Below are 23,465 nucleotides of genomic sequence, written 5' to 3'. Positions count from 1 at the left end.
CCGCGTTCAGCCGAGCCAGCCCTTGATGGTGGCCGACATCGCCTCAGTGGAAATCCCGTAGCGGTCGTGCAGCGTCGGCAGCGCGCCAGCGTCGAGGAAGGCATCGGGCAGCGCGATCTGACGAAATTGCGGGGTCACGCCAGCGGTCAACAGCGCGGTCGCGACGGCTTCACCAAGGCCGCCAATCGAGCTGTGGTTCTCGGCCACGACCACCAGACGCCCGGCGCGGCCGGCTTCACGCAGAATGGTCGTGACATCCAGCGGCTTGATGGTCGGCACGTGCAGCACGCCGACGTCGACCTTGTCCGCCTCCAATGCCTTGGCCACTTCCAGTGCGCGCATGGTCAGAATCCCGGACGAGATCACCAGCACATCACGGCCGTCGCGCAACATCTTGGCCTTGCCCAGCTCGAAGCTGTAGCCGTATTCGTCGAGCACCAGCGGCACGTTGCCACGCAGCAGACGCATGTAAACCGGACCGTTGTGATCGGCGATCTGCGCCACGGCCTGTTCGGTGTCGAGCGCATCGCAGGGGTCGACGATGGTCATGCCGGGGATGCCACGCATCAGCGCGATGTCCTCGGTGGCCTGGTGGCTGGGGCCGTAGCCGGTGGTGAGGCCGGGCAGCGCGCAGCACAGTTTGACGTTGAGGTTTTCCTCGGCGATCACCTGGTGCACGAAGTCATAGGCGCGGCGGGTGCCGAACACCGCGTAGGTGGTGGCGAACGGCACGAAGCCTTCCTTGGCCATACCGCCGGCGGCGGCCATCAGCAGTTGCTCGGCCATGCCCATCTGGAAGAAGCGATCCGGGTAAGCCTGACCGAACAGGTGCAGGTCGGTGTACTTGGCCAGGTCGGCAGTCAGGCCGACGATCTCCGGGCGGTTGGCGGCCAGTTCGACCAGGGCCTTGCCGAATGGGGCCGACTGTACGCGCTGCCCTTCGGAGGCAATCGAAGCGATCATCGCCGAGGTGGTCAGGCGGGGTTTCTTGACGGCGGTGCTCATCGGGCGACTCCCTGGGCTTGGTCGAGAATATCGAGGGCCTGCTGCCACTCGGCCTGGTCGACACGAATGAAGTGGTTCTTCTCGCGGGTTTCGAGAAATGGCACGCCCTTGCCCATCAGGGTGTCGCAGAGGATCACGCGCGGCTTGGCTTCGGTGAGGTTGCGCGCGGTATCGAAGGCCTCGATGACCGCGGCGAGGTCGTTGCCGTCGACACGCTGTACGTGCCAGCCGAACGCGGCCCACTTGTCAGCGAGCGGCTCGAAGCCCAGCACCTTGGTCGAAGGGCCATCCGCTTGCTGGTTGTTGATGTCGACCAGGCAAATCAGGTTGCCCAGGCCGTGGTGGGCCGCGCTCATCGCCGCTTCCCAGGTCGAACCTTCGTCCAGCTCGCCATCGGACATCGAGTTGTAGACGAACGCCGGGTTGCCCTTCAAGCGCAGGCCGAGCGCCATGCCCACGGCAATCGGCAGACCCTGGCCGAGCGAGCCGCCGGACATTTCCATGCCGGGCGTGTAGGTCGCCATGCCCGACATGGGCAGGCGGCTGTCATCGCTGCCGTAGGTTTCCAGTTCTTCTTCGGGGATGACCTTCGCCTCGATCAGCGCCGCGTAGAAGGCAATGGCGTAGTGACCGTGGGACAGCAGGAAGCGGTCGCGGCCTTCCCAGGTCGGGTCTTCGGGGCGCAGGTTCAGCGCATGGCAGTAAGCGGTCGCCAGCACGTCGGCATAGCCCAGTGCCTGGCCGACATAGCCCTGACCCTGAACCTCGCCCATCTGTAGCGCAAAGCGGCGGATGCGGTAGGCACCCTCGGCAACGCTGGCGTGAACTAAGGAATTATTGTTCTGCACGCAGTTCTCCTTGATATGGCCCGACGTCTGTTGCTGCCGGGCCTCATTCGTCTCGGTTGGAGCGTGAATCTCCAGGCCTGCCAAGCGCCTCAACTGCACGCTTGGCGAGTGAGAGAAAGCCTATGCCCTTGCTTTTTTGAGCTCAAACGAATAGTTAAGGCAGATAGGTGAACTGAGCTAATGTGAAAACACCATGCAAAACCGGGTATCACTCAAGGCCATTCAGGCATTCGAGGCTGCGGCGCGGCTGTCTTCCTTCGCACTCGCGGCGGAGGAGCTGTTCGTCACGCCGTCGGCGATAAGCCATCAGATCAAGCTGCTCGAAGAGCAATTCGGCGTTCGCCTGTTCCACCGCGTTCATCGAGCGGTGGTACTGACCGATGCCGGCCGCTTCTACGCCGAGGAGGTCTCGGCGGCCTTCGCCAAGATCGATCTGGCGACCCGCGAGCTGGGGCGAACCGCGAAAAGCGACATCCTCACCGTACACTCCACGCCCAGTTTCGCGACCCAGTGGCTGATGCCGCGGCTGGCCCGTTTCAGCGCCCTGGAACCCGATATCGACGTGCGGCTGAACTCGTCCTATCCGCCACCTGCCGACCTGCTGACCCAGGGCGTGGACATCGACATCCGCTACGGCATGAAGCGGCTGCAGCCTGCCGGCACCATGGTGCTGCCCTTCCCCGCCGAGACCATCGTGCCGCTCTGCGCGCCCGCGCTTGCCAATGGACCGCAGGCGATCCGCGCCCCCGAGGATTTGCGCCACCACACCCTGATACACAGCGAGGTGTGCCTGATCAGCTGGCGCGACTGGATGCGCCAGCATCGCAAGGTTCCCCTGGATATCTCGCGCGGGCCGCGCTTCGACCGCTCGTTCATGGCCATCAGCGCAGCCGTGGACGGCCTGGGCATCTGCCTCGAAAGCCTGCTGCTCGCGCAACGTGAGCTAGCCAGCAGGCAGTTGATTGCACCGCTAGGCATGACCGGGCCCAAGGTGCAGGGCTACACCTTCAACCTGCTGCGCTCACGGGCAGAGCTGCCGAAGATACGCAGCTTCCAGGACTGGCTGTTTGCCGAACTGGAAGGCCGCGGCCACTAACACCAGCCCCCTCGCCCCTCGACCAATCAATTCGAACTTCTGCGCCTCACACGTCTCAACCCTGATGCATGCCGCGTTCGTCAACGCGGCCACTCAGTGCATCCGGGAGGTATTCATGAGTTCGAATCTGCAAGGCAAGAAAGTGCTGTTCATCACCGCCAACAGCGGCATCGAGCGCGACGAATTGCTCGAGCCGATGCAGGCGCTGAAGGATCAGGGCGCCAGCGTGACCCATGCCAGCATCAAAGGTGGCGTAGCCGAGACCTGGCTCAAGGACAGCGAGAAAGACATTACCGTGCAGTCCGACACCTCGCTCAAGGGGCTCAGCGCTGCGAACTACGACCTGCTGGTGATCCCCGGCGGTACGGTGAATGCCGATACCCTGCGCCAGGACGAAGACGCGCAGCACCTGGTGCAGGAATTTCGTGACGCCGGCAAGACGGTCGCTGCGATCTGCCACGGCCCCTGGCTGCTGATCGATGCCGGCGTGGTGCCAGGCAAGGTGATGACCTCTTACGCCAGCGTACGCCTGGATCTGGCCAACGCCGGTGCAAGCTGGGTGGACGCCGATGTGCAGGTTTGCCCTGGGCAGAACTGGACGCTGATCACCTCGCGCACCCCGGACGATATTCCGGCCTTCAACGCGGCAATCAGCCAGGCGCTGTTGGCCGCCTGAATGCAGCTGGCGCGCACCACACAGCGTGAGCACCCGACGACCGGCAGCCTGGGCAGGCGAAAATGTTAAACGGGTCGAATTCCGCGGGATAGCGGGTCGATAGAACTTGCCTGCCTTGCTAGGGTCTTTTTACCCACCACTCACCGACTACGAAGGGAACTCGTATGGCCAAGCCTGCTGCCCGTCTCTCCGACCCCACCAGTTGCCCCGTGCCGGGCCACGGCGTAAACCCCGTCGCGGCCGGCTCGGGCGATGTGTTGTTCGACAGCTTGCCCGCTGCCCGCCAGGGCGATCCAAGCGCCTGCGGCAGCCCGCTGGTTGGTGCACTCGCCTCTACCGTGCTGATCAATGGCCGCCCGGCCGCGACCGTCGGCAGCGTCGGTGCCCATGGCAATACGGTGATCGCCGGCTCTGGCAGCGTGCTGATCGGGGATAGTCACGCGGCTGCGCCGTTCGTTGCGCCAGCGCCGCTGGATATCGCCATGTCCTACGCCCGCAGCTTCGCCATCACCGATAGCGAAACCGGCGCGCCGCTGGCCAATCGCAGCTTCGCCGCCACAGTCAACGGTCGGCAGCAGTACGGCACCACCGATGCTGCGGGCATCGCCACGGTGCGGGCCAACAGCGAGAGCGACCAGATTTCCATCCACGTGTATTTCCAGTCCCCTGCTCGCCAGTTGACCGAATTCCAGGAGGGAGCCTGATATGGGAGGCACGGCATTCGAAACCACCGCACCGGCGCAACAGGTGCAGCCGGGCCAACCGCAGGCGCCGGTGGCGATTACCGTCAACGACCGGGCAGCGACGCGCGAAGCGATCATCCGCAAGGTGCGTGAGATGAACCACGAATTCATCGAGCGCTCGCAATGGGGCGCGGTGAAAGGTCGGGCCGAGGATACCGACTGGGACTACAGCATGGTCGCCCTTCATCACGCCGGCCGCAGCTACGCCTGCAGCAGCGGCGCCGATCAGATGCTGGAAACCCAGAGCAAGCACATGGGCCAGGGCTATGACGACATCGGCTATCACTACGGTGTCGATTGCTCGGGCATCGTTTACGAAGGCCGCGACATTCGCCTGAAGGGTTCGAACGTGAGCAACTTCAACACCGGCGTGATCGGCATCGTGATGCTCAACAACCTGACCACGGCCGAGGAAGGCGGTGGCATCGTCGCCATCGGCCGGCAGTTGCAGGAATCCTTCGGCTACAACACCACCAATGCCATTCCCGCAGCGCAGCGCCAAGGAGTGCTCGACTTGCTCGCCGCGCTGAGAAGCGTATTCGAAATCCGCCATTTCGGCGGCCATCGCGAATATCCCAAGCAGCAGAACGACGGCAAGGTCTGCCCCGGCAACGTCGGCATGGAGCTGGTGCAGCAGATCCGTGCCGGCAGTGGTCTGCAGGTGCCGCCCAACTCATGAAGACTCTTGCCGCCGCGCTCGCCCTCGCCCTGCTCGCCATTATCTTCGTGGGGTACTACGACGCCCTGGACGATGCCGATATCAACCGGGTGTTCTTCATCAAGAAGGCGCCCACCTGGCAGGTCGAGTTTCGCAACCTGTTCGCCAATGACGCCGACGACAAGCCTCTGGAACGCCTGACGCCCGAGGAGCGCGACGAGGTGATCGCCTATTGCCGTTATCGCCTGGGCATCACCACCGAGCTGAACACCCAGGCCGAGCTGGAGCGCTGCAAGCCGCGCTGATCAGTTGTCAGTGATGTTCGATACGATTGCGCCCGCCGCGCTTGGCGCAGTACAGGGCGATATCGCTGCGCGACAACGCGGCCTCGACGCTGGCGTCGCTGGCATTGAGCGATGAGATGCCGACGCTAACGGCCAGGTAGATTCGCTCATCGGCATGCACGATCGGCGCCTTGGCCAGTTCGTTCTGGATACGCGTGGCAAAGTGCATGGCCTTGTCCAGATTCGCCTCGCTGAGCACCACGGCGAACTCCTCGCCACCCAGGCGCCCAGCCGTATCACTCTTGCGCAACTGGCTACAGAGAATCGCTGCAAAGTGGCGCAGGGCCTGGTCGCCGACATTGTGGCCCCAACGGTCGTTGATGGCCTTGAAGTAGTCCAGGTCGAACATCAGGATCGCCGCGCTCTGCTCGGGGTTGCGCTGCAGACGCGCCAGTTCGGCTTCGAGCTGACGCATGAAGTGCCGGCGGTTGGCAAGTTGGGTCAGGAAGTCGGTGGTGGCGAAGGCCTGCAACTCGGCTTCAATCTGCTTGCGCGCGGTCACGTCGGTCATGAAGCCGTGCCAGATCACGCTGCCGTCTTCTTCGCGGCGCGGGCAGGCTTCGCCCTGGCACCAGGCGATGTCACGCCCAGGCACCTGCACGCGGAACTCCAGGTGCCAGGGCGTCAGCTGGACAGCTGAAAGCTGGAAGGAGTCGATGAATGCCGCCCGATCATCCGGATGGACGATGGCCGTCAGCGCCTGGGCATCCTGCATCAGTTGCAGGGCGCTGAGGCCGCAGATGGCCTGAGCGCCGGCGCTGACATAGGTGAAGGCGAAGCTGCCATCGGCCTGCAGACGAAACTGGAAGACGATGCCGGGAATTTCATTGGTCAGGTCGGTCATCAGGGCAGCGGTCTGCTGCACTTGCTCGGACAGGCGCCGCATGGCGGTGATGTCAGTGGTGGTGCCGATCATCCGCAGCGGTTTGCCGTGCCTGTCGCGTTCGACCACCTTGCCGCGGCTGCACACCCATTTGTACTGGCCGTCACGGCAACGCAGGCGATGCTCGACCTCATAGGCGTCGGTGTGCTGATCCAGATGCGCCTGGATGGTCGCACGGACGTAGTCGAGATCGGCCGGGTGTACACGGGTGTAGCTTTCCTCGATGCGGTTGCCGATTTCATGATCGGCATAACCCAACAGCGCCTTCCAAGTGCTGGAGTAGTGAATCTCGCCGGTGCTGATATCACGATCCCAGATGCCGGTGCCGCTACCGTCGATGGCCAGCGCCATGCGCCGTTCGCTGTCGCGCAGCTCGGCGATTTCCTGGCGTTGCCGGATTTGCGTCAGCAGGTCGAGCGCCAGGGTAGCGAAGTCCTTCAGGGCGTCGCGCTGATGGGCATCGAGTTCGCGCGGCTGTTCGCCGAGCAAATACAGGGTGCCGAGCCTGTCGCCCGCTTGCGCCAGCAATGGCCAGGTTACCCTGGGACGCATGCCGAACAGATGATGAGAGCCGTCGTTGGCGGCACCATCGTCTGCCTCGATGATCTGCGCCAATAGCTCATCACCCAGGCCAGGGCTGGCCCAGATACGTCGCGCGCTCCCTACGCTGAAAACCAGCATCACAGCCGCGTCGAAATACCGACCGACCAGACGCACGAACCCGTCGAGCCTCTCATCGTTGACGCCGACGGGCGCATTGACCGAACACAGGGGCTGCATATCAATTCTGCTTGGATAGAAACGCGGAAGGCGCCTGATATTGATACGCCATTAGTGGGCCGGCGTCTAATCGTTCGTGATGACCGTTTGGCTGCAAAACCTCGGTCAGACGCGACTGGCGTTGCCGAGGTACTGGACGATTTTCGCCAACGCCTGACGCCCCTCGGGAATCGGCAATATCGGCCAGACGTGAATCATCCCCTCGCCCACCACGCACTCCACTTGCACACCGGCGGCACGGCAGCGCTCGGCGAATAGCAACTCGTCGTGATGCGCGATATCGCGCGTGCCCGCAAAGATCAGCAGCGGGGGCAAACCGCCGAGATCGCCCTCGATGGGGCTGACATGGGGATGATCCACACCCAGTTCACCGGCATACAAACGCCCTGCCTCACGCAAGCCGATGGCAGCCAGCATCGGGTCATCCTGCTCGCTGCCCGCGATGGCAGCGTGCTGCATGCGCACATCGACCCAGGGACAGATCAGCACCAGCCTGGTCGGCAGGACGCTGCCCTGTTCACGCAGTGCATCGCAGAGTGCGAGCGCCAGACCACCGCCTGCCGAGTCGCCCATGACCCCGAGCGCCGGTAGTCGCTCCTGGGCGCACAGTTGCCGGTAGATCTGCACCACGGTCGCAACGGTGCGCTGGCAGTCGCTCTCCGGCGCCAACGGATAGAGCGGCACGCTGATCGTATGGCCCGAGCGCTCGACCAGTTCATGCAGAAAGCGCCAGTGATGACGGGTAATCGGCCGCACGTACGCTCCGCCATGCAGGTAGAGCAGGTGCTGGCCGTGTGCGGTTGGAGTACGAGGCGCCAGGCGATAGACCGGCACGCCAGCCAGGCACTGTTCACGGATGTCGAGACATCGCTTCATGCCGGCCGATGGCTGCGCCGGCCCTGCTTGCCTGACCTGGCGAATGCCATCGAGCAACGCCTGCACCGAGCTGTAGATACGTTTGCGGCGGGTCACACGCAAGAAGGCAATCACCAGTTGGCTGCGAAGACTGGGCATGGGTCGGCTCGGTGCATTGTTGTTTGCGGTGATCTTACTGGATGGCGAGCGCGGCAGAGTGTTGGCTAGCCGACAGTCACCGGCCAAGGGCTCTGCCTTGCACGTTCAGGCGAGATTTGTCGTGTTGCAGGTGCTGGTCAGTCGAAATAATATTGTTATGATATAACATATTTAACGATATCGATCTGACCATGCCCATTCGCACCCCGTAACCCCCGCACTCAAGAAATCGCCGCATCCGTGAAGCCCTCGCCGCTCACGCACGACCTACCAGGAATACCCATGAAAGCTACTTCGGCCTCTCTCGCCGTTCTCACTGCCCTGGTCACGCCCGACCTGCACGCCGCCTCTGGCAACTCCACCGTCTCGCTCGGCGAGGTGTACATCACGCCCGATCAGAGCGGCACGTTGCGTACCGACAGCATCCTGACCTCGGTCGACATCATGGGCAGCGACAAGATCGAAGATAAGAACGTGATGAACAGCTGGGAGCTGGTGGGTCAGATGCCCGGCATCCAGTTGACTGAAACGCGCATGGGCGCCGAGTCCGGCAAGGTGACCTTCCGCGCCTTCAACGGCGAGGGTTACATCAACGGCATCAAGACGCTGATCGACGGCGTGCCGAGCAACGTCAACAGCGGCAACCAGCGCTTCATCGACATGGTCTTCCCGCTGGAGCTGGATTACATCGAGGTGGTGCGGGGAACCAACGACCCGCGCTACGGCCTGCACAACATTGGCGGCAACATCAATTTCGTCACCCGCCAGGGCGGCAACTACACCGACGGTCGCGTGACCTACGGCAGCTTCAATACCCGCGAATTCCAGCTGGCAGTCGGTCACGAGGAAGGCAACTTCGCGCAGAACTACTTCATGGCCAAGCAGGACTCCGACGGTTTCCGCGACCACAGCGACTCCAACAAGTATTCACTCGGCGGCAAATGGTTCGTCACCGATGACGAGCAGACCATGAAGCTCGGCGTGATCGCCCGCCTCTACCACCATCAGGCAGAGGAAGCCGGCTTTCTCACCGCGCGGGAGCTCGCCGCCAGTCGCAAGCAGTCGCCGGCGAAGAACGCCAACGACGGCGACGACCGCGACATGAAGCACCTCAGCGCGCATGCCGATTTCCAGCTCAGCGACGACCTGAGTCTGAGCAACAAGCTGTACTACAACAGCTACGACGATGACCGCACCGTGACTTTCACCAGCTACCCAGTCGGCAATGCGCCGCGTCAGCGTCGCCAGTGGCAGGAACGTCAGACCGGCGTGCTGAGCAACCTGACTTGGCGTGCCCACGACATGCTCACCCTCGACGGTGGCATCAACTACGAACAGCAGAACAACGAATACCGCCGCTACCGCTACAACTTCGGGATCCCCACCGATTTCGACACACCGCCAGCACGCACGCAGAACGACGACCGTTACACGCTGTACAACACCGGCGTCTATGCCCAGGCGATCATCCAGCCCATCGAGCAGTTGAAGATCATCCCGGCGTATCGGGTGGACAAGTTCTCCGGCAACACCGAGCTGATGAGTGGCGAGAAAGCCGAACTGCAGGACTACGGCTGGATCAAGCAGCCCAAACTCAGCGTGGTCTACAGCGTCACGCCGGATGTGAACGTCTATGCCAACTGGGGCCGTACCTTCCAGATACTCACCGGCTCCACCGCACCGGCCTACATGACGGCCGGGCAGGCTTCGTACCGGCCTTCGATCAACACCGGCAAGGAGGTGGGCGTGAAGTTCAAGCCGTTCACTGGCTCCGAGGCACGCATCGCCGTCTGGCAACAGGACGCCACCGACGAAGTGGCCAACATGCCGAGCACCGGCACCACCGTCGGCCTGGGTGAAACCCGTCGGCGCGGCATCGACATGCAGCTCACCGCACAGTTGAACGACCAGTGGACGCTGTGGGGCTCGCACGCCATTCAGGAAGCAAAGGTGGTCAGCGCCTTTAGCGCAAGCGGGCAGTCGCTGTCCGGCAAGGAAGTATTCTCCACGCCGCGCTACATCAGCAATGCAGGCGTCGATTATCAGTTCAACGACGCCTGGCGCTTCGGCCTGTCAGCCCGTGCACAGGGCGACTACTACATCGACGAGTTGAACGAGCAAGGCAAGTACGGCGGCTTCGCGGTGCTGGATGCCAACGTGCGTTATCAGCTGTCCGCCACTACCAGTCTCGACCTGCAGCTGAAGAACCTGACGGATCGTGATTACGAATACGTGTGGTTCGACAATTTCTTCTGGGCCGCTGGCGACGAACAACCCATGTTCTCCCCTGCGCCGGGCCGCTCTGCGTACCTGTCGGTGAACATGAAACTGTAACGCCATGCGCAGCCGTTGCCGGACTCGATGTGCAGATCGCCAGCGCATGATTGGCGCGCTGCACCTGCCACGCCGACAAACAAAAAGGCCAGGGCTAAACCCTGGCCTTTCACGCGCGAGCCATGCCTGGATCAACCGAGGGCATGGCAGCGATACGGGATCACGCCTGGTTGATCGGGTTCTCCGGGTACCAGACGTCCTGCAGCGGGCTGAGCTCGAACTTCTCCAGCTCGTCACGGCCTTTCAGCCAGGCCTCGACGGCAGCGCGCTGCTCTTCGTTGACCGAGCCACGCTTGGCCAGGCAGACCAGACCGAAGTCTTCGCCACCAACGTAATCCAGGCCATTGCCAGCGATGGCTTGATCGAGGAACTGATCGACGAAATCGTCGAGGGTCTTGTCGCTCAGGTCGGCCTTGAAGTTCAGGGTCAGCTCGAAGCCCAGCTCCTGGAATTCATCGACACAGAGCTTCTTGCGCAGACGGCGGGAACGGTTGGTCGCCATGAAACAATCCTCAAAGGTGATAACGCGCGGCACTCTAGCAGATCGGCCGAGTTGTCGCTCGCTGTCCGGCCGCCTTGCGGCATAATGGCGGCAACTTTCTTCAGCCACAGACGGTCGTTAGCTACAACTGCACTGTCTGATCCACCTTTCTGTTGTAACCGCCCGAGCGCGCAAGGTTTTCCAACATGATCCAGCGGTTTCGCCAACTGGCGCTGAGCGCCCTGCTACTGCCCCTCGCCCTCTCCTGCCATGCCGCCAATGGCGCCCTGCCTGCCAAGGTCGAGCAGGCGCTGAAGGCCAACAAGATTTCCAACAACTCCCTCTCGGTTATGACCGTGCCCCTGGGCGGCCAGGGCGGTGGTCTGCAATTCAACGCCGATGTGTCGGTCAACCCGGCTTCCACCATGAAGCTGGTGACCACCTACGCGGCACTGGAGCTGCTCGGCCCCAACCACCAGTGGAAAACCGAGTTCTACGCCGACGGCCCGGTGAAGGACGGTGTGCTGCACGGCAACCTCTACCTCAAGGGCGGTGGCGACCCCAAGCTGAACATGGAAAAGCTCTGGCTGCTGCTGCGCGACCTGCGCATCAACGGCGTACGCCAGGTACAGGGCGATCTGGTGCTCGACCGCAGCTTCTTCGTCGCGCCGCAGTTGCCGGCGTTCAACGATGACGGCGGCGATGCCAACAAGCCTTTCCTGGTCACGCCCGACTCCTTGCTGGTCAACCTCAAGGCGCAGCGTTTCATCACCCGCGCCGAGGGCGGCAAGGTCTCCATCGCCATGGATCCGCCGATCGCCACGATACGCATCGACAATCAGGTGCGCCTGCTCAAGGCCGGCACCTGCCCGGCCTGGCCGGATGTGCGCTACAACGCCGTGGAGCAGTTCGATGGCACCACGCTGATCGTCACCGGCCAACTGGCCGAAGGCTGCACCGCGCAGACCTACCTGTCGCTGCTCGATCACCCCAGCTATGCCGCCGGCGCCGTGAGAGGCATCTGGCAGGAGCTGGGCGGCAAGATCCTCGGCAAGGATCGCCTCGCGCCGCTGCCCGAAGATGCTCGTCTGCTGGTACGCGCCTTCTCGCCGGACGTGGTTGAGATCGTCCGTGACATCAACAAGTACAGCAACAACACCATGGCCCGGCAGTTGTTTCTCAGCATCGGCGCGCAGTTCCGCACCGAGGCCGACCAGGACGACGCCATGGCCGCACAACGGGTGATTCGCAGCTGGTTGGCACGCAAGGGCATCACCGCACCGCACCTGGTGCTGGAAAACGGCTCCGGTCTTTCACGCGCCGAGCGCATCAGCGCCCGGGAAATGGCCGCCATCCTCCAGGCAGCCTGGCGCAGCCCCTACGCCGCGGAATTCCGCAGCTCGATGCCACTGGTAGCGATGGATGGCACCATGCGCAGGCGCCTGCTGCGCACGCCGCTGGTGGGCGAGGCGCACATCAAGACCGGCACCCTGAACAACGTGCGCGCCATCGCCGGCTACAGCCGCGACAGCAATGGCCAGGACTGGGCCGTGGTCGCCATCCTCAACGACCCGAAACCCTGGGGCGCCACTTCGATTCTCGATCAGGTGCTGCTCGACACCTACAGCCAGCCCAAACGCTGACAAGCACATAGCCCGGTGCAATCCGGGGCCAGGATCAAAGGCCCCCCGGATTACAGCCGGGCTATGGAATCAATGGGCGGTCAGACGCCAGGCGCGGTGGATCTTCGAATTACGCGCGAAGTCCGGGTCGAGGGTCTGTGCACTGATTTCCTCCACCTGGTAGCGCGCCGCCAAGCCCTCGTCGAGCTGGAACTTGCGGAAGTTGTTGGAGAAGTACAGCACGCCGCCACGGGCCAGACGCGCCATGGCCAGGTCGATCAGTTCGACGTGGTCGCGCTGCACATCGAATACCCCTTCCATACGCTTGGAGTTGGAGAAGGTTGGCGGGTCAATGAAGATCAGGTCGTACTCGCCACGATCCTCGCCCAGCCAGGCCATCACATCACCCTGCTCCAGACGGTTCTTGTCGGAAAAACCGTTGAGCGACAGGTTGCGCCGCGCCCAATCGAGATAGGTCTTCGACAGGTCGACACTGGTGGTGCTGCGTGCGCCGCCCTTGGCCGCATGCACGGTGGCCGTGGCGGTGTAGCAGAACAGGTTGAGGAAACGCTTGCCGGCCGCCTCGCGCTGGATACGCAGGCGCAACGGGCGATGGTCGAGGAACAGGCCGGTGTCGAGGTAGTCGGTAAGATTGACCAGCAGCTTGGCGCCGCCTTCGCTCACCTCCATGAACTCGCCCTGGCTGGCCTGGCGCTGGTACTGCTTGGTGCCGGCCTGACGCTCACGGCGTTTGATCACCACGCGGTTCTGCGCCACACCCAACGCTTGGGGAATGGCCGCCAAGGCGTCGAGCAGTCGTGCCTGGGCCTTGTCCGGATCGATGGACTTGGGTGCGGCATACTCCTGCACATGCACCCAATCGCGGTACAGGTCGATCGCCAGGGCATATTCCGGCATGTCGGCATCGTACAGGCGGTAGCACTCGACGCCTTCGCGGCGCGCCCATTTGCCCAGCTGCTTGAGGTTCTTCTGCAGACGATTGGCGAACATCTGTCCGCCTTCGGAGAGCAGAACCTGCGTCGGCGCCTCAGCTGGCGTCTGCTCATCCTCGACACGGCCACGCCGGTCGTTGGTGACGAATTGCTCGACCTGCACCTTGATCAGCAGCAGCTTGCACGGCAACGCGCCGTTCCAGAAGGCGTACTGCTTATGACTGCGCAGGCCCATGCGCTTGCCCAGCTCCGGTGCCCCCGTGAACACTGCAGCCTCCCAGCCCAGGCATGCCTGGCGCAAACGCTCGCCCAGGTTCTGGTAGAGGTACAGCAGGCTGGCTTCATCACCCAGCCGCTCGCCGTACGGCGGGTTGCTGATCACCAGGCCTTTCTGATTCTGATCCGGACGCGGCTCGAAGCTGCCCACCTCGCCCTGGTAGATCTTCACCCAATCGGATAGACCGGCACGCTCGACGTTGTTGCGCCCAGGCTGGATCAAGCGCGGATCAGCTTCGTAGCCGCGAATCCACAGCGGCGGCTTGGCCAAGCCGGCAGCGGCACGCTGCTCAGCCTCGGTATGCAGTTTCTTCCACAGCGCCGGCACGTGCCCCAGCCAGTTGCTGAAGCCCCAGCGCTCACGCTTGAGGTTGGGAGCGATGTCGGCGGCCATCAGCGCCGCTTCGATGAGGAAAGTGCCCACGCCACACATGGGGTCGGCCAGAGCGCCACCTTCGGCAGCGATGCGCGGCCAGCCTGCGCGGATCAGCACGGCGGCTGCCAGGTTTTCCTTCAGCGGTGCGGCGCCCTGCTGCAAGCGATAACCGCGCTGGTGCAGGCTATGTCCGGAGAGATCCAGCGAGAGAATCGCCTCACCGCGATCCAGACGCAGGTGCACGCGCAGATCCGGGTTGAGCTTGTCGATGCTCGGGCGCTCACCGCTCGCCGTGCGCAGACGGTCGACGATGGCATCCTTGACCTTCAGAGCACCGAAGTGCGTGTTGTCGATGCCCGAACCATTGCCACTGAACTCGACCGCCAGGCTGCCGGATGGCTCCAGATGGTCGCGCCAGTCGATTGCCTGCACGCCGTCATAGAGATCGTCGGCATTGGCCATGGAGAAGCGCGACAGCACCAGCAGCACACGGTTGGCCAAACGCGACCACAGGCACAGGCGATAGGCGGTTTCCAGCTCGGCCTGGCCACGCACGGCAGCAGTCTGCTCACGCGCCTCTTCCAGCCCCAGCGACCTGGCCTCCTCCAGCAACAGGGTTTCGAGCCCCTTGGGGCAGGTCAGTACGATTTCATAACGCTCGGACATGGAGTATCCAGTGCCAATGGCATTCGGGGAGGCGCGCTTCAGGCAGCGCCTCGACTTAAAAATAAGTGACAAAGTGTCACAACGCGACCCTTCGTCGGAATAAGCAGCAGTCTCATTTGCAATGGCAATCTGACCAAGCGACCCGCCATAGCCAGGCCTCACGCTGCCTGCCCAAAGATGCCTGGACGTTTGACCAGGCTCGTTATGGCTTCACCTACACTTCGGTTAAGCCCTTATGACAAATCGATCATTCACAGGCCCCGGTGCATTCGTTAGAACTCTACCTAGGCTTTCGTTGCAACGGCGAAAGCGCAGGAGGTTCGCCACGCCGGCAGTGAACCTCCGCAGGCAGAAACTCTCTGCCAGGCCTTGCTACAAGGCCAACGGGACATAACAGTCAACAGTGAGGGCAACACCCTATGAGAAGACTTAAGCGTGATCCGTTAGAAAGAGCTTTTTTGCGCGGCTATCAGTACGGCATCAATGGTAAATCCCGCGAACTATGCCCCTTTACCCTACCTTCGGTTCGTCAGGCCTGGCTCAATGGCTGGCGTGAGGGCCGTGGCGACAACTGGGATGGGCTGACCGGCACTGCCGGTATTCATCGCCTCAACGAACTTCACGCTGTCGGCTGATCAGGATCACACCCGACTTCACCATGCCGACCCCCTCCGGGCGGCGGGCGCAAGCCCAAGGGCTCCTTCGGGAGCCCTATTTATTTGTCTACTTACGCAAGGCGGCGATGGCATCCACTGCTTCGCGAATCAGCGCCGGCCCTTTGTAGATGAACCCCGAATAAATCTGTACCAGGCTCGCACCTGCTGCGATCTTCTCCGCGGCGTGATTGCCCTCGGTGATACCGCCGACGGCAATGATCGGCAAACGTCCGCTCAACTCCCCTGCCAGCACCTTGACGATATGCGTGCTCTTGTCGCGTACCGGCGCGCCAGACAGACCACCGGCCTCGTCGGCATGCGCCAGCCCCTCGACACCCTCACGGCTGAGCGTGGTGTTGGTAGCGATGACCGCATCCATATCCGCGCCCAGCAGCGCCGCAGCCACCAGAGCGGTTTCCTCGTCGCTCATGTCCGGCGCTATCTTGATCGCCAGCGGTACACGCCGGCCATGCTCCTGGGTCAGATCTTCCTGGCGGCGGCGTAGCGCTTCGAGCAGTTCCTTGAGCGAATCACCAAACTGCAGACTGCGCAGCCCGGGCGTATTGGGCGAACTGACGTTGACCGTGACATAGCTGGCATGGGCATACACCTTGTCCAGGCAGGTCAGATAATCGTCCACCGCTCGCTCGACCGGCGTATCGAAGTTCTTGCCGATGTTGATACCCAGCACACCCTTGAATTTCGCCGCCTGCACACGCGCCAACAGGTGGTCGACACCCAGATTGTTGAACCCCATGCGGTTGATCACCGCCTCGGCATCCGGCAAACGGAACAGACGTGGCTTGGGGTTGCCTGGCTGCGGCCGCGGCGTGACGGTACCGATCTCGACAAAACCGAAACCGAGCTGAGCAAAGCCGTCGATGGCATCGCCATTCTTGTCCAAACCGGCGGCAAGGCCGACGGGATTGGGAAACTCCAGGCCCATGACCGACACTGGCAAACTGGCCGGCGCCTTGGTCAGCAAACCATTGAGCCCCAGGCGGCCGCCCGCACCGATCAGATCGATGGACAGCTCGTGAGAGGTTTCCGGGGAGAGTTTGAACAGCAGCTCGCGGGCCAGGGAGTACATGGGCAGGCTCAGCTCGACAGGTGAAGGATGGGCAGACCGCCGATTATAGCCGCGCGCACGCACTGGACGCGAGGCAAGCGCGCCAGATCAAGGCAAAGGGCGTAAGCTCAAGAGTTCGCCCGAACTGCTGAACTCCAGCACGAAGGAACCATAGATGCCGGCATGAGTCAGATAGGGCCGCAGGTGATGGGCCGGTAAACTGACGCGACGGCCGTCGCGGCTTTGCGCAATAATCCGGTTGGCATGGCCACGATAGACCGCCTGCAACCGTTCGGCCGATAACGCAATATCCAGCACCAAGCTGGGCATGGAGGCACCCTCGCAAATGAATGCGGCTATTTTGCCACAACCCCGTACAGCCACCGTCGTACACCCGACTGTATGGGCAATAGCCGCCAGTGTCTGCCACACTGCATTAGACGCTTCAGGAGCGATCAGCCGGCCATGAGCCTGTCCGAGCCTTCCACCCTCAGCACTCGCCTGACCGCCCTGGCACAACGCCTGGGGCTGATCGGACGCGGCTCGCGGCAAATTTTTTCCAGGGCCAGCACCTTGCATCTGCCCTTCAAGGCTCTGCCGACACCTGGCGACAGCATCTGCTGGCACGAAACCCCACAACTGCAACGGCTGCTCAACCTGCCTCGCGGCGCCCTCTCCGGCCCCGTTCAAGAGGACAAGGCCCAGGCACACTCCGCGCTGACTCAGGTGGTGGAGGCACAGACCCAGCAACTGCAATCCTTCGACCTGCGCATGATCGATGGCTTTGCCTGCAGCACCGCGACACCGGGGTACGCCAGCTTCGAGGACTATGCGGCCAGCGAACACTGCAAGCAGATTCGCATCATCAGCTACAAGGACTTCCTCAAGACCATCAGCCTGCCGTTGCCGCGCTTCCTCGCAGGCGATTCGATCGAGCTGCGCCAGGCCAACTGGCGCGGCACTCGCACCTTCTGGGCAGGGGAACAACAGGGCGAAGCCTTCGCCAGCGCCATCGCTTACGCACGCATGCGTGGGCTGGAAGTGCTACTGCCAGCCAATCTGGTTCGCTACAGCCTCAATACCGCGGGATTGGACAATCTGCAGAGGCGCTACCACGTGCTCTCCATGCCAGGTGAAGCCTGGAGCGACCCGAGCTTCATGGGCCTGCTGCTGGACAATGGTCTGCCCTACGCTCGCCTGTCACTGCTGAAGACCACGGGCTCTCCCGAGTTTCTTCTGCTACCCAAAGAACATCTGGAAGCGACCGCACTGGGCGAAGGCCTACGCCTGGCAGGAGCGCCTGATGTGCTGACCTACCTGCGTCAATTGGTGATGGAATAGCCGCAAGTTATTCGTCACAACCACGCAGCAGACGCCCGATCATCTCCAGCGAATAACCACGATAGGTAAGAAAACGGCCTTGTTGCGCGCGCTCACGGATATCGGCCGGTAGCTGCCCGGCGAATTTTCGCTGCCAGGTTTCACGCAGTTGCTCGAACCAGTCGATGCCACTGTCACGCAGTGCCTGCTCGATATCGCTACGCGCCAGGCCACGTTGCCCCAGCTCTTCACGGATACGTTGCGGGCCATAACCGGAGCGCGCGCGGTAGGCGATGAAGCTTTCCAGATAACGGGCCTCGGAAAGCAACCCTTCCTCCGCCAGCCGCTGCAAGGCAGCCTCGATCAGCTCGTCAGGAGCGCCGCGCTTGCGTAGCTTGCGCGTCAGCTCCACCCGCCCATGCTCGCGCCGCGCCAGCAGATCCATGGCCGCCCGCCTGACGGCGAGCGGGTTATCCAGCACAACGGTCATTACAGAAGAACTTAGAAGTCGACTTCGGCGTCAGCCAGATCGGCAGCCGGAGCCTTGGCCGGAGCACTGCTGACCAGCAGTTTTTCGCGAATCAGACCTTCGATCTCGCGCGCCACTTCCTGGTTCTCTTCCAGGAATTTGGCCGCATTGGCCTTGCCCTGACCGATCTTGTTGCCCTTGTAGCTGTACCAGGCGCCCGACTTCTCGACCAGGCCCTGCTGCACGCCGAGATCGATGATCTCGCCATTGCGGTAGATGCCTTTGCCGTAAAGGATCTGGAATTCGGCCTGGCGGAAAGGTGGAGCGACCTTGTTCTTGACGATCTTCACGCGGGTTTCGCTGCCCACAACTTCCTCGCCTTCCTTCACCGCGCCAGTACGACGGATGTCCAGACGAACCGAGGAGTAGAACTTCAGTGCGTTACCACCAGTGGTGGTTTCCGGGCTGCCAAACATCACGCCGATCTTCATGCGGATCTGGTTGATGAAGATCACCAGGCAGTTGGCATTCTTGATGTTGCCGGTGATCTTGCGCAGCGCCTGGCTCATCAGACGAGCCTGCAGGCCAACGTGCATGTCGCCCATTTCACCTTCGATTTCCGCCTTGGGCACCAGGGCAGCCACGGAGTCGACGATGATCACGTCGATGGCGTTGGAGCGCACCAGCATGTCGGTGATTTCCAGAGCCTGTTCACCGGTATCCGGCTGCGACACCAGCAGGTCATCGACGTTGACACCGAGCTTGCCGGCATAGTCAGGATCCAGGGCGTGCTCGGCATCGACGAACGCACAGGTCGCGCCCAGCTTCTGCGCTTCGGCAATCACCGACAGGGTCAGTGTGGTCTTACCGGAGGATTCCGGACCGTAGATCTCGACGATACGACCTTTCGGCAGGCCGCCAATGCCCAGGGCGATATCCAGCCCCAGCGAGCCAGTGGAAATGGCCGGAATGGCCTGACGCTCATGGTCACCCATGCGCATGACCGCGCCTTTGCCGAACTGCTTCTCGATCTGACCCAGGGCAGCCGCCAAAGCGCGCTTCTTGTTCTCGTCCATTACCATCCTCACGTATTAACAAGGGCCTCGATGGCCGCCAACAACTGTATAAGTAGCCAGTATTATTCCACAGGGCAAGCCGCCCGCCTACCCCATAACCGGATTTTCCTCCGCCAACAGGCGCAGAAGCCCCGCCAGAGCGGTCTCGACCGTTTGTCGGCGTACCTGATCGCGGTTACCCGCAAACTGCTTGCGTACGCTGAAAAAGCGCTCGCCATCGCCCCAGGCCAACCAGACGGTACCTACCGGCTTTTCCACAGAACCGCCATCAGGCCCGGCTACCCCGCTGACAGCCACCGCATAGCGCGCGCCACTATTGCCCTGCGCGCCACGCACCATCGCTTCGACCACTTCGCGACTGACGGCGCCTACGCTCGTGAACAATGCGGCCGGCACCGCCAATTGCTTGCTCTTTTGCGTATTGGAATAAGTGACATAGCCGGCTTCAAACCAGGCCGAACTACCGGGAATACGCGTAATGGCCTCGGCGATACCGCCTCCCGTGCACGACTCGGCCGTGGTGACCTGAGCCCCTTGCGCTTTCAACGCCTTACCCAGTTGCTCAGCCAGTTCGCTGATCCTGTCCATGCCCGCTCCTCCATCATTGAACTGCAAACCCTACACAGCTTGCCCAGCCGGTGGAAACCACAAACGTCGTCTACTGTTAATTCTTGCGATGGAGCAAGAGGAGGCACTGACCATGTGGCTGTCACGGAACAAGGAGCACAAGGACGCGCCAAACGAGGGAGCAGCAGAGCTGCAAGCCATTCGCCAATCCATGGCGATGATTGAGTTCACGCCCGATGGCATCATCCTCAACGCCAATGATGCCTTCCTCTCCGTGGTGCAATACCGCCTGGAGGAGATCATCGGCCAGCACCATCGTCTGTTCTGCTCTCGCAACCTGAGTGAGAGCGCCGCCTACCAGCAATTCTGGCAGCGTCTACGCCAGGGCGAACATTTCAGCGACCGATTTCCTCGGCTGACGCGAGATGGCAAGGAGGTCTGGCTCGAGGCCACCTACATGCCGATACGTGACGCTCAAGGTGCAGTGACCAAGGTGATGAAGATCGCCACCGACATCACCCGCCAGGTGGCCGTCGAACACATGCACGAGAGCTACATCAAGGCCATCGACCGCTCGATGGCAGTTATCGAGTTCAACCTCGAAGGCGAGGTGGTGAGCGCCAACCAGAACTTTCTCAACCTGATGGGCTATCGCCGCGAGGAAGTGATTGGCCAGCATCACCGCATCTTCTGCTTGAGCGAGGACAGCCGCAGCGATGACTACCGGCAGTTCTGGACTCGTCTGAACAAGGGCGAATTCATGTCTGATCGCTTTTGCCGTGTCACCAAGCAGGGCCAGCGGGTCTGGCTGCGCGCCACCTACAACCCGCTGTACGACGCCAGCGGTCGACTCTATGGCGTGGTGAAGTTCGCCAGCGACATCACTGCCCAGGTGGAACGGCGCGATTCGGAAGCTGCAGCCGCCCAGCTTGCCCATGACATCGCCAAGGAAACTGACGTATCTGCCGATCATGGCACCCGCACCGTGGCGCAAACGGTAGCCGTGGTCACCGACATTGCCAGCGAGCTGGCCAATGTGGCCGAACAGATAGAGGGCCTGAACAAGCAGTCCGAACAGATCACCAGCATCGTCCAAGTCATTCGCAGCATCGCCGACCAGACCAACCTGCTGGCGCTCAACGCAGCGATCGAGGCTGCGCGCGCGGGCGAGCAAGGTCGCGGGTTCGCGGTCGTCGCCGACGAGGTTCGCCAGCTTGCCTCACGCACCAGCCAGGCCACCCAGGAAATCAATGGCGTGGTTCAGCAGAACCAGAGTCTCGCGCGCAACGCGGTCTCCAGCATGGCCACGACCCAGGAACGAGCACGGCAGAGCGTCGACCTGGCCAACCAGGCCGGCGAGGTGATTCGTGAGATTCGCAGCGAATCGCAGCGCGTGGTCGAAGCCGTGGCCCAGTTCTCGGTGACCTTCACCGACTGAAGAGGTAATCGCGTCATATTCGCAGCCCACGTGAGGGGCGAAGTATGGGAAAATTCCCGGCTTCGTCACACCTACCGCACGTAAGGCCCGGCATGACCGATCTCTCAGCACACACCCCGATTGTGCTGGCGTATTTGGTCGCTTTCCATGTAAAGCCAGCATTTACTGGGCTAGACCGGGTATTCCACTTAGTGCATTGATGTCTTTATCGGCATCAGGTGGCATAGAGTGGCGTATGGTTTGCCCCAAATCTGCCCCAGCCAAATCGCAGGCACAAAAAAAGGCCCGGTGCCGCAGGGTATCCCCACAGCACCGGGCCTCTTGCATCATCTGACAACCCACAACGACCCAAGGTCGGTCGTAAAACTCCGACTCATCAACTCGCGCTTCATCCCCCACCCAGGCGTCGGCGGCACCACGCCTGGGCGTAGCGTTCCCCTACCCCACTTCGCATTCACAGCATCCAGCACCGCCATAACCTGGCGCGAGGCTTCGGGCTGGGTCGGGGCGAACAGGTCGTCGGTGTACTCGCCGCGTTGGCAGAGATCGAGCAGCAGCACCTCTGCTTTGCTGAAGGCGAAGCCGGGGCGGTAGACCTGCTCCAGGCCGTCCAGCGCTGCTTTGGTGATCAGTCGGGTGTCGTCACTTGGGTACGGCAGTTCGCACATAATCCCTCGGGCGAACTTGGGTTCGTCTGGGTTGAACATGCCCGTGCGGATGCTGACCCGCACCCGCTTGCACACCGAGCCCTGAGCCCGCAACTTCTCGGCCGCCCTGGCGGCGTAAGTGGCCACCGCTTCGCGGATGGGCGGCAGTCCGTGCAGGCGCTTGCCGAACATCCGGCTGCAGCAGATCTCCTGTTTTGGCGGAGCCTCCCCGTCCAGCTCCAGGCAGGGTATGCCGCGCAGCTCACGCGCCGTCTTTTCCAGTACCACGCTGAACTGTTTACGCAGTGTCCATGCGTCGGCAGCGGCCAGATCGGCAGCGGTTTTGATGTTCAGTTCACCCAGGCGAGCAGTCAGCCGGCGGCCAACGCCCCACACTTCACCGACCGGCGTTGCCGCCAGCAGCTTCGCGCGGCGCTCCGGATCGCGGATATCGACCACACCGCCCGTTTGCTTCTGCCAGCGCTTCGACGCGTAGTTGGCCAGCTTCGCCAGCGTCTTGCTGGGGCCGATGCCAACGCCGGTCGGTATGCCGGTGCACGCCAGCACCTGAGCGCGGATCTCCCGACCCAGCGCATCTAGGTCGCCCAGCACGCCGGTCAGCTCGGCGAAGGCCTCATCAATGCTATATACCTCCAAGGCCGGCACCAGGCCTTCAATCACGGTCATGACCCGCTCGCTCATATCGCCGTACAGCGCATAGTTCGAACTGAACGCCATGCCGCCTGCCGCTTCGAACGCCTTGCGGATCTGGAACCACGGCTCGCCCATCTTGATGCCCAGTGCCTTGGCCTCGCTCGTGCGGCTGACGACACAGCCGTCGTTGTTGGACAGCACGACGATGGGCACGCGCGCCAGGTCAGGCCGAAACACACGCTCGCAGCTGCAGTAGAAGGCGTTGCAGTCGATCAGCGCGAACACGCGGTCAGCCACAGTGGCGCCCCTGGCGGCATAAGCCGACATAGACACCCCACACCTGAAACTCCTCTGCCTCGAGCACGTAGCGCGGCGGGTAATGGGGATTGGCCGACAGCAAGATGACTTGGTGCTGATCACCGCCAAGGATCTTGAGCAGCGGTTCCCCGTTGACGCACGCGATCACCACATCGCCCCGCTTGGCCTTCGCGGCTTTGTCGATCAGCACCAAGTCGCCATCGAGAATGCCCAAGCCCTGCAGGCTTTCACCCGCTACGCGCGCCAGATAGATCTGCGGGCGGTGCAGGCCGAACAGTTCGTCGAGAGAAATGCGTTGCTCAAGATGATCCTGAGCCGGACTGGGGAAGCCGGCCGGGACACTGGGGAGGAAGTAAGGAACCTCGATACCACCAGCTTCAACCTGGCCGAGGATGGTGACGCTGTCCAAATCTGAGCACCCGAATACTGTATATGCAAACAGTATTTGCATTGGCACGATCAGCGTCAATGCCATGATCGAAGGAGTCGACAAAAG

Annotated in this window: 23 protein-coding genes and 1 pseudogene; 11 read left to right on the top strand and 13 right to left on the bottom strand. The window is 62.3% G+C overall.

Annotated features, from left to right (window positions below):
* Positions 1–6: 6 nt before the first annotated feature.
* On the bottom strand, positions 7–1,005 hold the full coding sequence (locus HS968_RS09220) for a transketolase family protein (protein WP_179624507.1): 999 nt from the start codon (positions 1,003–1,005) through the stop codon (positions 7–9).
* On the bottom strand, positions 1,002–1,853 hold the full coding sequence (locus tag HS968_RS09215; protein WP_182371064.1) for a transketolase: 852 nt from the start codon (positions 1,851–1,853) through the stop codon (positions 1,002–1,004). Before HS968_RS09215 ends, HS968_RS09220 begins: the two co-directional genes overlap by 4 nt.
* A 193-nt stretch (positions 1,854–2,046) precedes the next feature.
* On the opposite strand from HS968_RS09215, the gene gcvA reads away from it, so the two are divergent.
* The 5 genes from gcvA to HS968_RS09190 all read left to right on the top strand — a co-directional run bounded on the left by gcvA (position 2,047) and on the right by HS968_RS09190 (position 5,331).
* Positions 2,047–2,949 carry a transcriptional regulator GcvA gene (gcvA, locus tag HS968_RS09210; protein WP_182371063.1) on the top strand — a complete coding sequence of 301 codons (903 nt, stop codon included), beginning with the start codon at positions 2,047–2,049 and terminating at the stop codon, positions 2,947–2,949.
* A 115-nt stretch (positions 2,950–3,064) separates the two neighbouring features.
* Positions 3,065–3,625 (top strand): type 1 glutamine amidotransferase domain-containing protein, encoded by a 561-nt coding sequence (locus tag HS968_RS09205; RefSeq protein ID WP_119693851.1) that lies wholly within the window; start codon positions 3,065–3,067, stop codon positions 3,623–3,625.
* Between the two features lie 164 nt (positions 3,626–3,789).
* Positions 3,790–4,329: a PAAR domain-containing protein gene (locus HS968_RS09200; RefSeq protein ID WP_106739610.1), complete on the top strand. Its 540-nt coding sequence runs from the start codon at positions 3,790–3,792 to the stop codon at positions 4,327–4,329.
* A 1-nt stretch (position 4,330) separates the two neighbouring features.
* Positions 4,331–5,047: a peptidoglycan recognition protein family protein gene (locus HS968_RS09195; protein ID WP_182371062.1), complete on the top strand. Its 717-nt coding sequence runs from the start codon at positions 4,331–4,333 to the stop codon at positions 5,045–5,047.
* A complete protein-coding gene (locus HS968_RS09190; protein ID WP_179624502.1) occupies positions 5,044–5,331 on the top strand; it encodes a hypothetical protein in 288 nt (95 codons plus the stop codon). The genes HS968_RS09195 and HS968_RS09190 overlap by 4 nt, the downstream gene beginning before the upstream one ends.
* 7 nt (positions 5,332–5,338) lie before the next feature.
* Here HS968_RS09190 and HS968_RS09185 read toward each other — a convergent pair whose 3' ends face one another.
* Both HS968_RS09185 and HS968_RS09180 read right to left on the bottom strand, forming a co-directional pair.
* Positions 5,339–7,033: a sensor domain-containing diguanylate cyclase gene (locus HS968_RS09185; RefSeq protein ID WP_182371061.1), complete on the bottom strand. Its 1,695-nt coding sequence runs from the start codon at positions 7,031–7,033 to the stop codon at positions 5,339–5,341.
* A gap of 105 nt (positions 7,034–7,138) precedes the next feature.
* Complete coding sequence (locus HS968_RS09180; protein ID WP_238338926.1) at positions 7,139–8,047, bottom strand: alpha/beta hydrolase; 909 nt, start codon at positions 8,045–8,047, stop codon at positions 7,139–7,141.
* A gap of 282 nt (positions 8,048–8,329) precedes the next feature.
* On the opposite strand from HS968_RS09180, the gene HS968_RS09175 reads away from it, so the two are divergent.
* Positions 8,330–10,381 carry a TonB-dependent receptor gene (locus tag HS968_RS09175; protein ID WP_182371060.1) on the top strand — a complete coding sequence of 684 codons (2,052 nt, stop codon included), beginning with the start codon at positions 8,330–8,332 and terminating at the stop codon, positions 10,379–10,381.
* A gap of 160 nt (positions 10,382–10,541) precedes the next feature.
* Here HS968_RS09175 and HS968_RS09170 read toward each other — a convergent pair whose 3' ends face one another.
* Complete coding sequence (locus HS968_RS09170) at positions 10,542–10,883, bottom strand: YggL family protein (RefSeq protein WP_119693845.1); 342 nt, start codon at positions 10,881–10,883, stop codon at positions 10,542–10,544.
* Between the two features lie 185 nt (positions 10,884–11,068).
* Here HS968_RS09170 and dacB point away from each other — a divergent pair, with 185 nt between their 5' ends.
* The gene (gene dacB, locus HS968_RS09165) at positions 11,069–12,505 is read left to right on the top strand and encodes a D-alanyl-D-alanine carboxypeptidase/D-alanyl-D-alanine endopeptidase (protein WP_182371059.1); all 1,437 of its coding nucleotides are present in this window, start codon (positions 11,069–11,071) and stop codon (positions 12,503–12,505) included.
* 69 nt (positions 12,506–12,574) lie between these two features.
* Here the strand turns inward: dacB and rlmKL are convergent, their stop codons facing one another.
* Complete coding sequence (gene rlmKL, locus HS968_RS09160; RefSeq protein ID WP_182371058.1) at positions 12,575–14,755, bottom strand: bifunctional 23S rRNA (guanine(2069)-N(7))-methyltransferase RlmK/23S rRNA (guanine(2445)-N(2))-methyltransferase RlmL; 2,181 nt, start codon at positions 14,753–14,755, stop codon at positions 12,575–12,577.
* Between the two features lie 419 nt (positions 14,756–15,174).
* On the opposite strand from rlmKL, the gene rmf reads away from it, so the two are divergent.
* A complete protein-coding gene (gene rmf / locus HS968_RS09155; protein WP_003244273.1) occupies positions 15,175–15,390 on the top strand; it encodes a ribosome modulation factor in 216 nt (71 codons plus the stop codon).
* 88 nt (positions 15,391–15,478) lie between these two features.
* Here the strand turns inward: rmf and HS968_RS09150 are convergent, their stop codons facing one another.
* Both HS968_RS09150 and HS968_RS09145 read right to left on the bottom strand, forming a co-directional pair.
* Positions 15,479–16,501 carry a quinone-dependent dihydroorotate dehydrogenase gene (locus HS968_RS09150; RefSeq protein WP_182371057.1) on the bottom strand — a complete coding sequence of 341 codons (1,023 nt, stop codon included), beginning with the start codon at positions 16,499–16,501 and terminating at the stop codon, positions 15,479–15,481.
* Between the two features lie 87 nt (positions 16,502–16,588).
* Entirely contained in the window at positions 16,589–16,810 is a 222-nt protein-coding gene (locus HS968_RS09145) for a DUF2835 domain-containing protein (RefSeq protein ID WP_179624496.1), read from the bottom strand.
* Positions 16,811–16,945: 135 nt separating this feature from the next.
* Between HS968_RS09145 and HS968_RS09140 the strand changes: the two genes are divergently transcribed.
* Positions 16,946–17,821 carry a DUF6685 family protein gene (locus HS968_RS09140; protein WP_182371056.1) on the top strand — a complete coding sequence of 292 codons (876 nt, stop codon included), beginning with the start codon at positions 16,946–16,948 and terminating at the stop codon, positions 17,819–17,821.
* 7 nt (positions 17,822–17,828) lie between these two features.
* On the opposite strand, the gene recX is transcribed toward HS968_RS09140, so the two are convergent.
* From recX to HS968_RS09125, 3 genes are all read right to left on the bottom strand, one after another.
* Entirely contained in the window at positions 17,829–18,290 is a 462-nt protein-coding gene (recX, locus tag HS968_RS09135; RefSeq protein ID WP_182371055.1) for a recombination regulator RecX, read from the bottom strand.
* Between the two features lie 11 nt (positions 18,291–18,301).
* Positions 18,302–19,345, bottom strand: a complete 1,044-nt coding sequence (gene recA, locus HS968_RS09130) for a recombinase RecA (protein ID WP_182371054.1) — start codon at positions 19,343–19,345, stop codon at positions 18,302–18,304.
* Positions 19,346–19,432: 87 nt separating this feature from the next.
* Positions 19,433–19,933: a CinA family protein gene (locus HS968_RS09125; protein ID WP_182371053.1), complete on the bottom strand. Its 501-nt coding sequence runs from the start codon at positions 19,931–19,933 to the stop codon at positions 19,433–19,435.
* Between HS968_RS09125 and HS968_RS26640 the strand changes: the two are divergent.
* Both HS968_RS26640 and HS968_RS26635 read left to right on the top strand, forming a co-directional pair.
* Positions 19,932–20,753: pseudogene (locus HS968_RS26640) on the top strand (PAS domain-containing protein); the annotation flags it as partial. The gene HS968_RS09125 and the pseudogene HS968_RS26640 overlap by 2 nt on opposite strands.
* 18 nt (positions 20,754–20,771) lie before the next feature.
* A complete protein-coding gene (locus tag HS968_RS26635) occupies positions 20,772–21,350 on the top strand; it encodes a methyl-accepting chemotaxis protein (RefSeq protein WP_238338961.1) in 579 nt (192 codons plus the stop codon).
* A 326-nt stretch (positions 21,351–21,676) separates the two neighbouring features.
* Here the strand turns inward: HS968_RS26635 and umuC are convergent, their stop codons facing one another.
* Complete coding sequence (umuC, locus tag HS968_RS09115; protein WP_272970989.1) at positions 21,677–22,978, bottom strand: translesion error-prone DNA polymerase V subunit UmuC; 1,302 nt, start codon at positions 22,976–22,978, stop codon at positions 21,677–21,679.
* Positions 22,941–23,378 (bottom strand): LexA family protein, encoded by a 438-nt coding sequence (locus HS968_RS09110; RefSeq protein ID WP_182371051.1) that lies wholly within the window; start codon positions 23,376–23,378, stop codon positions 22,941–22,943. The genes umuC and HS968_RS09110 overlap by 38 nt, the downstream gene beginning before the upstream one ends.
* Positions 23,379–23,465 lie beyond the last annotated feature (87 nt).

Source organism: Pseudomonas berkeleyensis (assembly GCF_014109765.1).
Classification (GTDB): Bacteria; Pseudomonadota; Gammaproteobacteria; order Pseudomonadales; family Pseudomonadaceae; genus Aquipseudomonas; species Aquipseudomonas berkeleyensis.
The sequence above is the reverse complement of the archived record's forward strand: the minus strand, read 5'-3'. Positions and strand labels throughout refer to the sequence as shown.

What these genes read in the sequence shown, in the direction of transcription:
- dacB (WP_182371059.1), top strand. Translation starts at nt 11,069, where the DNA reads ATGATCCAGCGGTTTCGCCAACTGGCGCTGAGCGCCCTGCTACTGCCC.
- HS968_RS09190 (WP_179624502.1), top strand. Translation starts at nt 5,044, where the DNA reads ATGAAGACTCTTGCCGCCGCGCTCGCCCTCGCCCTGCTCGCCATTATC.
- umuC (WP_272970989.1), bottom strand. Translation starts at nt 22,978, where the DNA reads ATGTCGGCTTATGCCGCCAGGGGCGCCACTGTGGCTGACCGCGTGTTC.
- HS968_RS09150 (WP_182371057.1), bottom strand. Translation starts at nt 16,501, where the DNA reads ATGTACTCCCTGGCCCGCGAGCTGCTGTTCAAACTCTCCCCGGAAACC.
- HS968_RS09175 (WP_182371060.1), top strand. Translation starts at nt 8,330, where the DNA reads ATGAAAGCTACTTCGGCCTCTCTCGCCGTTCTCACTGCCCTGGTCACG.
- gcvA (WP_182371063.1), top strand. Translation starts at nt 2,047, where the DNA reads ATGCAAAACCGGGTATCACTCAAGGCCATTCAGGCATTCGAGGCTGCG.
- HS968_RS09205 (WP_119693851.1), top strand. Translation starts at nt 3,065, where the DNA reads ATGAGTTCGAATCTGCAAGGCAAGAAAGTGCTGTTCATCACCGCCAAC.
- HS968_RS09125 (WP_182371053.1), bottom strand. Translation starts at nt 19,933, where the DNA reads ATGGACAGGATCAGCGAACTGGCTGAGCAACTGGGTAAGGCGTTGAAA.
- HS968_RS09200 (WP_106739610.1), top strand. Translation starts at nt 3,790, where the DNA reads ATGGCCAAGCCTGCTGCCCGTCTCTCCGACCCCACCAGTTGCCCCGTG.
- HS968_RS09220 (WP_179624507.1), bottom strand. Translation starts at nt 1,005, where the DNA reads ATGAGCACCGCCGTCAAGAAACCCCGCCTGACCACCTCGGCGATGATC.
- HS968_RS09185 (WP_182371061.1), bottom strand. Translation starts at nt 7,033, where the DNA reads ATGCAGCCCCTGTGTTCGGTCAATGCGCCCGTCGGCGTCAACGATGAG.
- recX (WP_182371055.1), bottom strand. Translation starts at nt 18,290, where the DNA reads ATGACCGTTGTGCTGGATAACCCGCTCGCCGTCAGGCGGGCGGCCATG.
- HS968_RS09180 (WP_238338926.1), bottom strand. Translation starts at nt 8,047, where the DNA reads ATGCCCAGTCTTCGCAGCCAACTGGTGATTGCCTTCTTGCGTGTGACC.
- rmf (WP_003244273.1), top strand. Translation starts at nt 15,175, where the DNA reads ATGAGAAGACTTAAGCGTGATCCGTTAGAAAGAGCTTTTTTGCGCGGC.
- rlmKL (WP_182371058.1), bottom strand. Translation starts at nt 14,755, where the DNA reads ATGTCCGAGCGTTATGAAATCGTACTGACCTGCCCCAAGGGGCTCGAA.
- HS968_RS09170 (WP_119693845.1), bottom strand. Translation starts at nt 10,883, where the DNA reads ATGGCGACCAACCGTTCCCGCCGTCTGCGCAAGAAGCTCTGTGTCGAT.
- HS968_RS09140 (WP_182371056.1), top strand. Translation starts at nt 16,946, where the DNA reads ATGAGCCTGTCCGAGCCTTCCACCCTCAGCACTCGCCTGACCGCCCTG.
- HS968_RS09195 (WP_182371062.1), top strand. Translation starts at nt 4,331, where the DNA reads ATGGGAGGCACGGCATTCGAAACCACCGCACCGGCGCAACAGGTGCAG.
- HS968_RS09145 (WP_179624496.1), bottom strand. Translation starts at nt 16,810, where the DNA reads ATGCCCAGCTTGGTGCTGGATATTGCGTTATCGGCCGAACGGTTGCAG.
- recA (WP_182371054.1), bottom strand. Translation starts at nt 19,345, where the DNA reads ATGGACGAGAACAAGAAGCGCGCTTTGGCGGCTGCCCTGGGTCAGATC.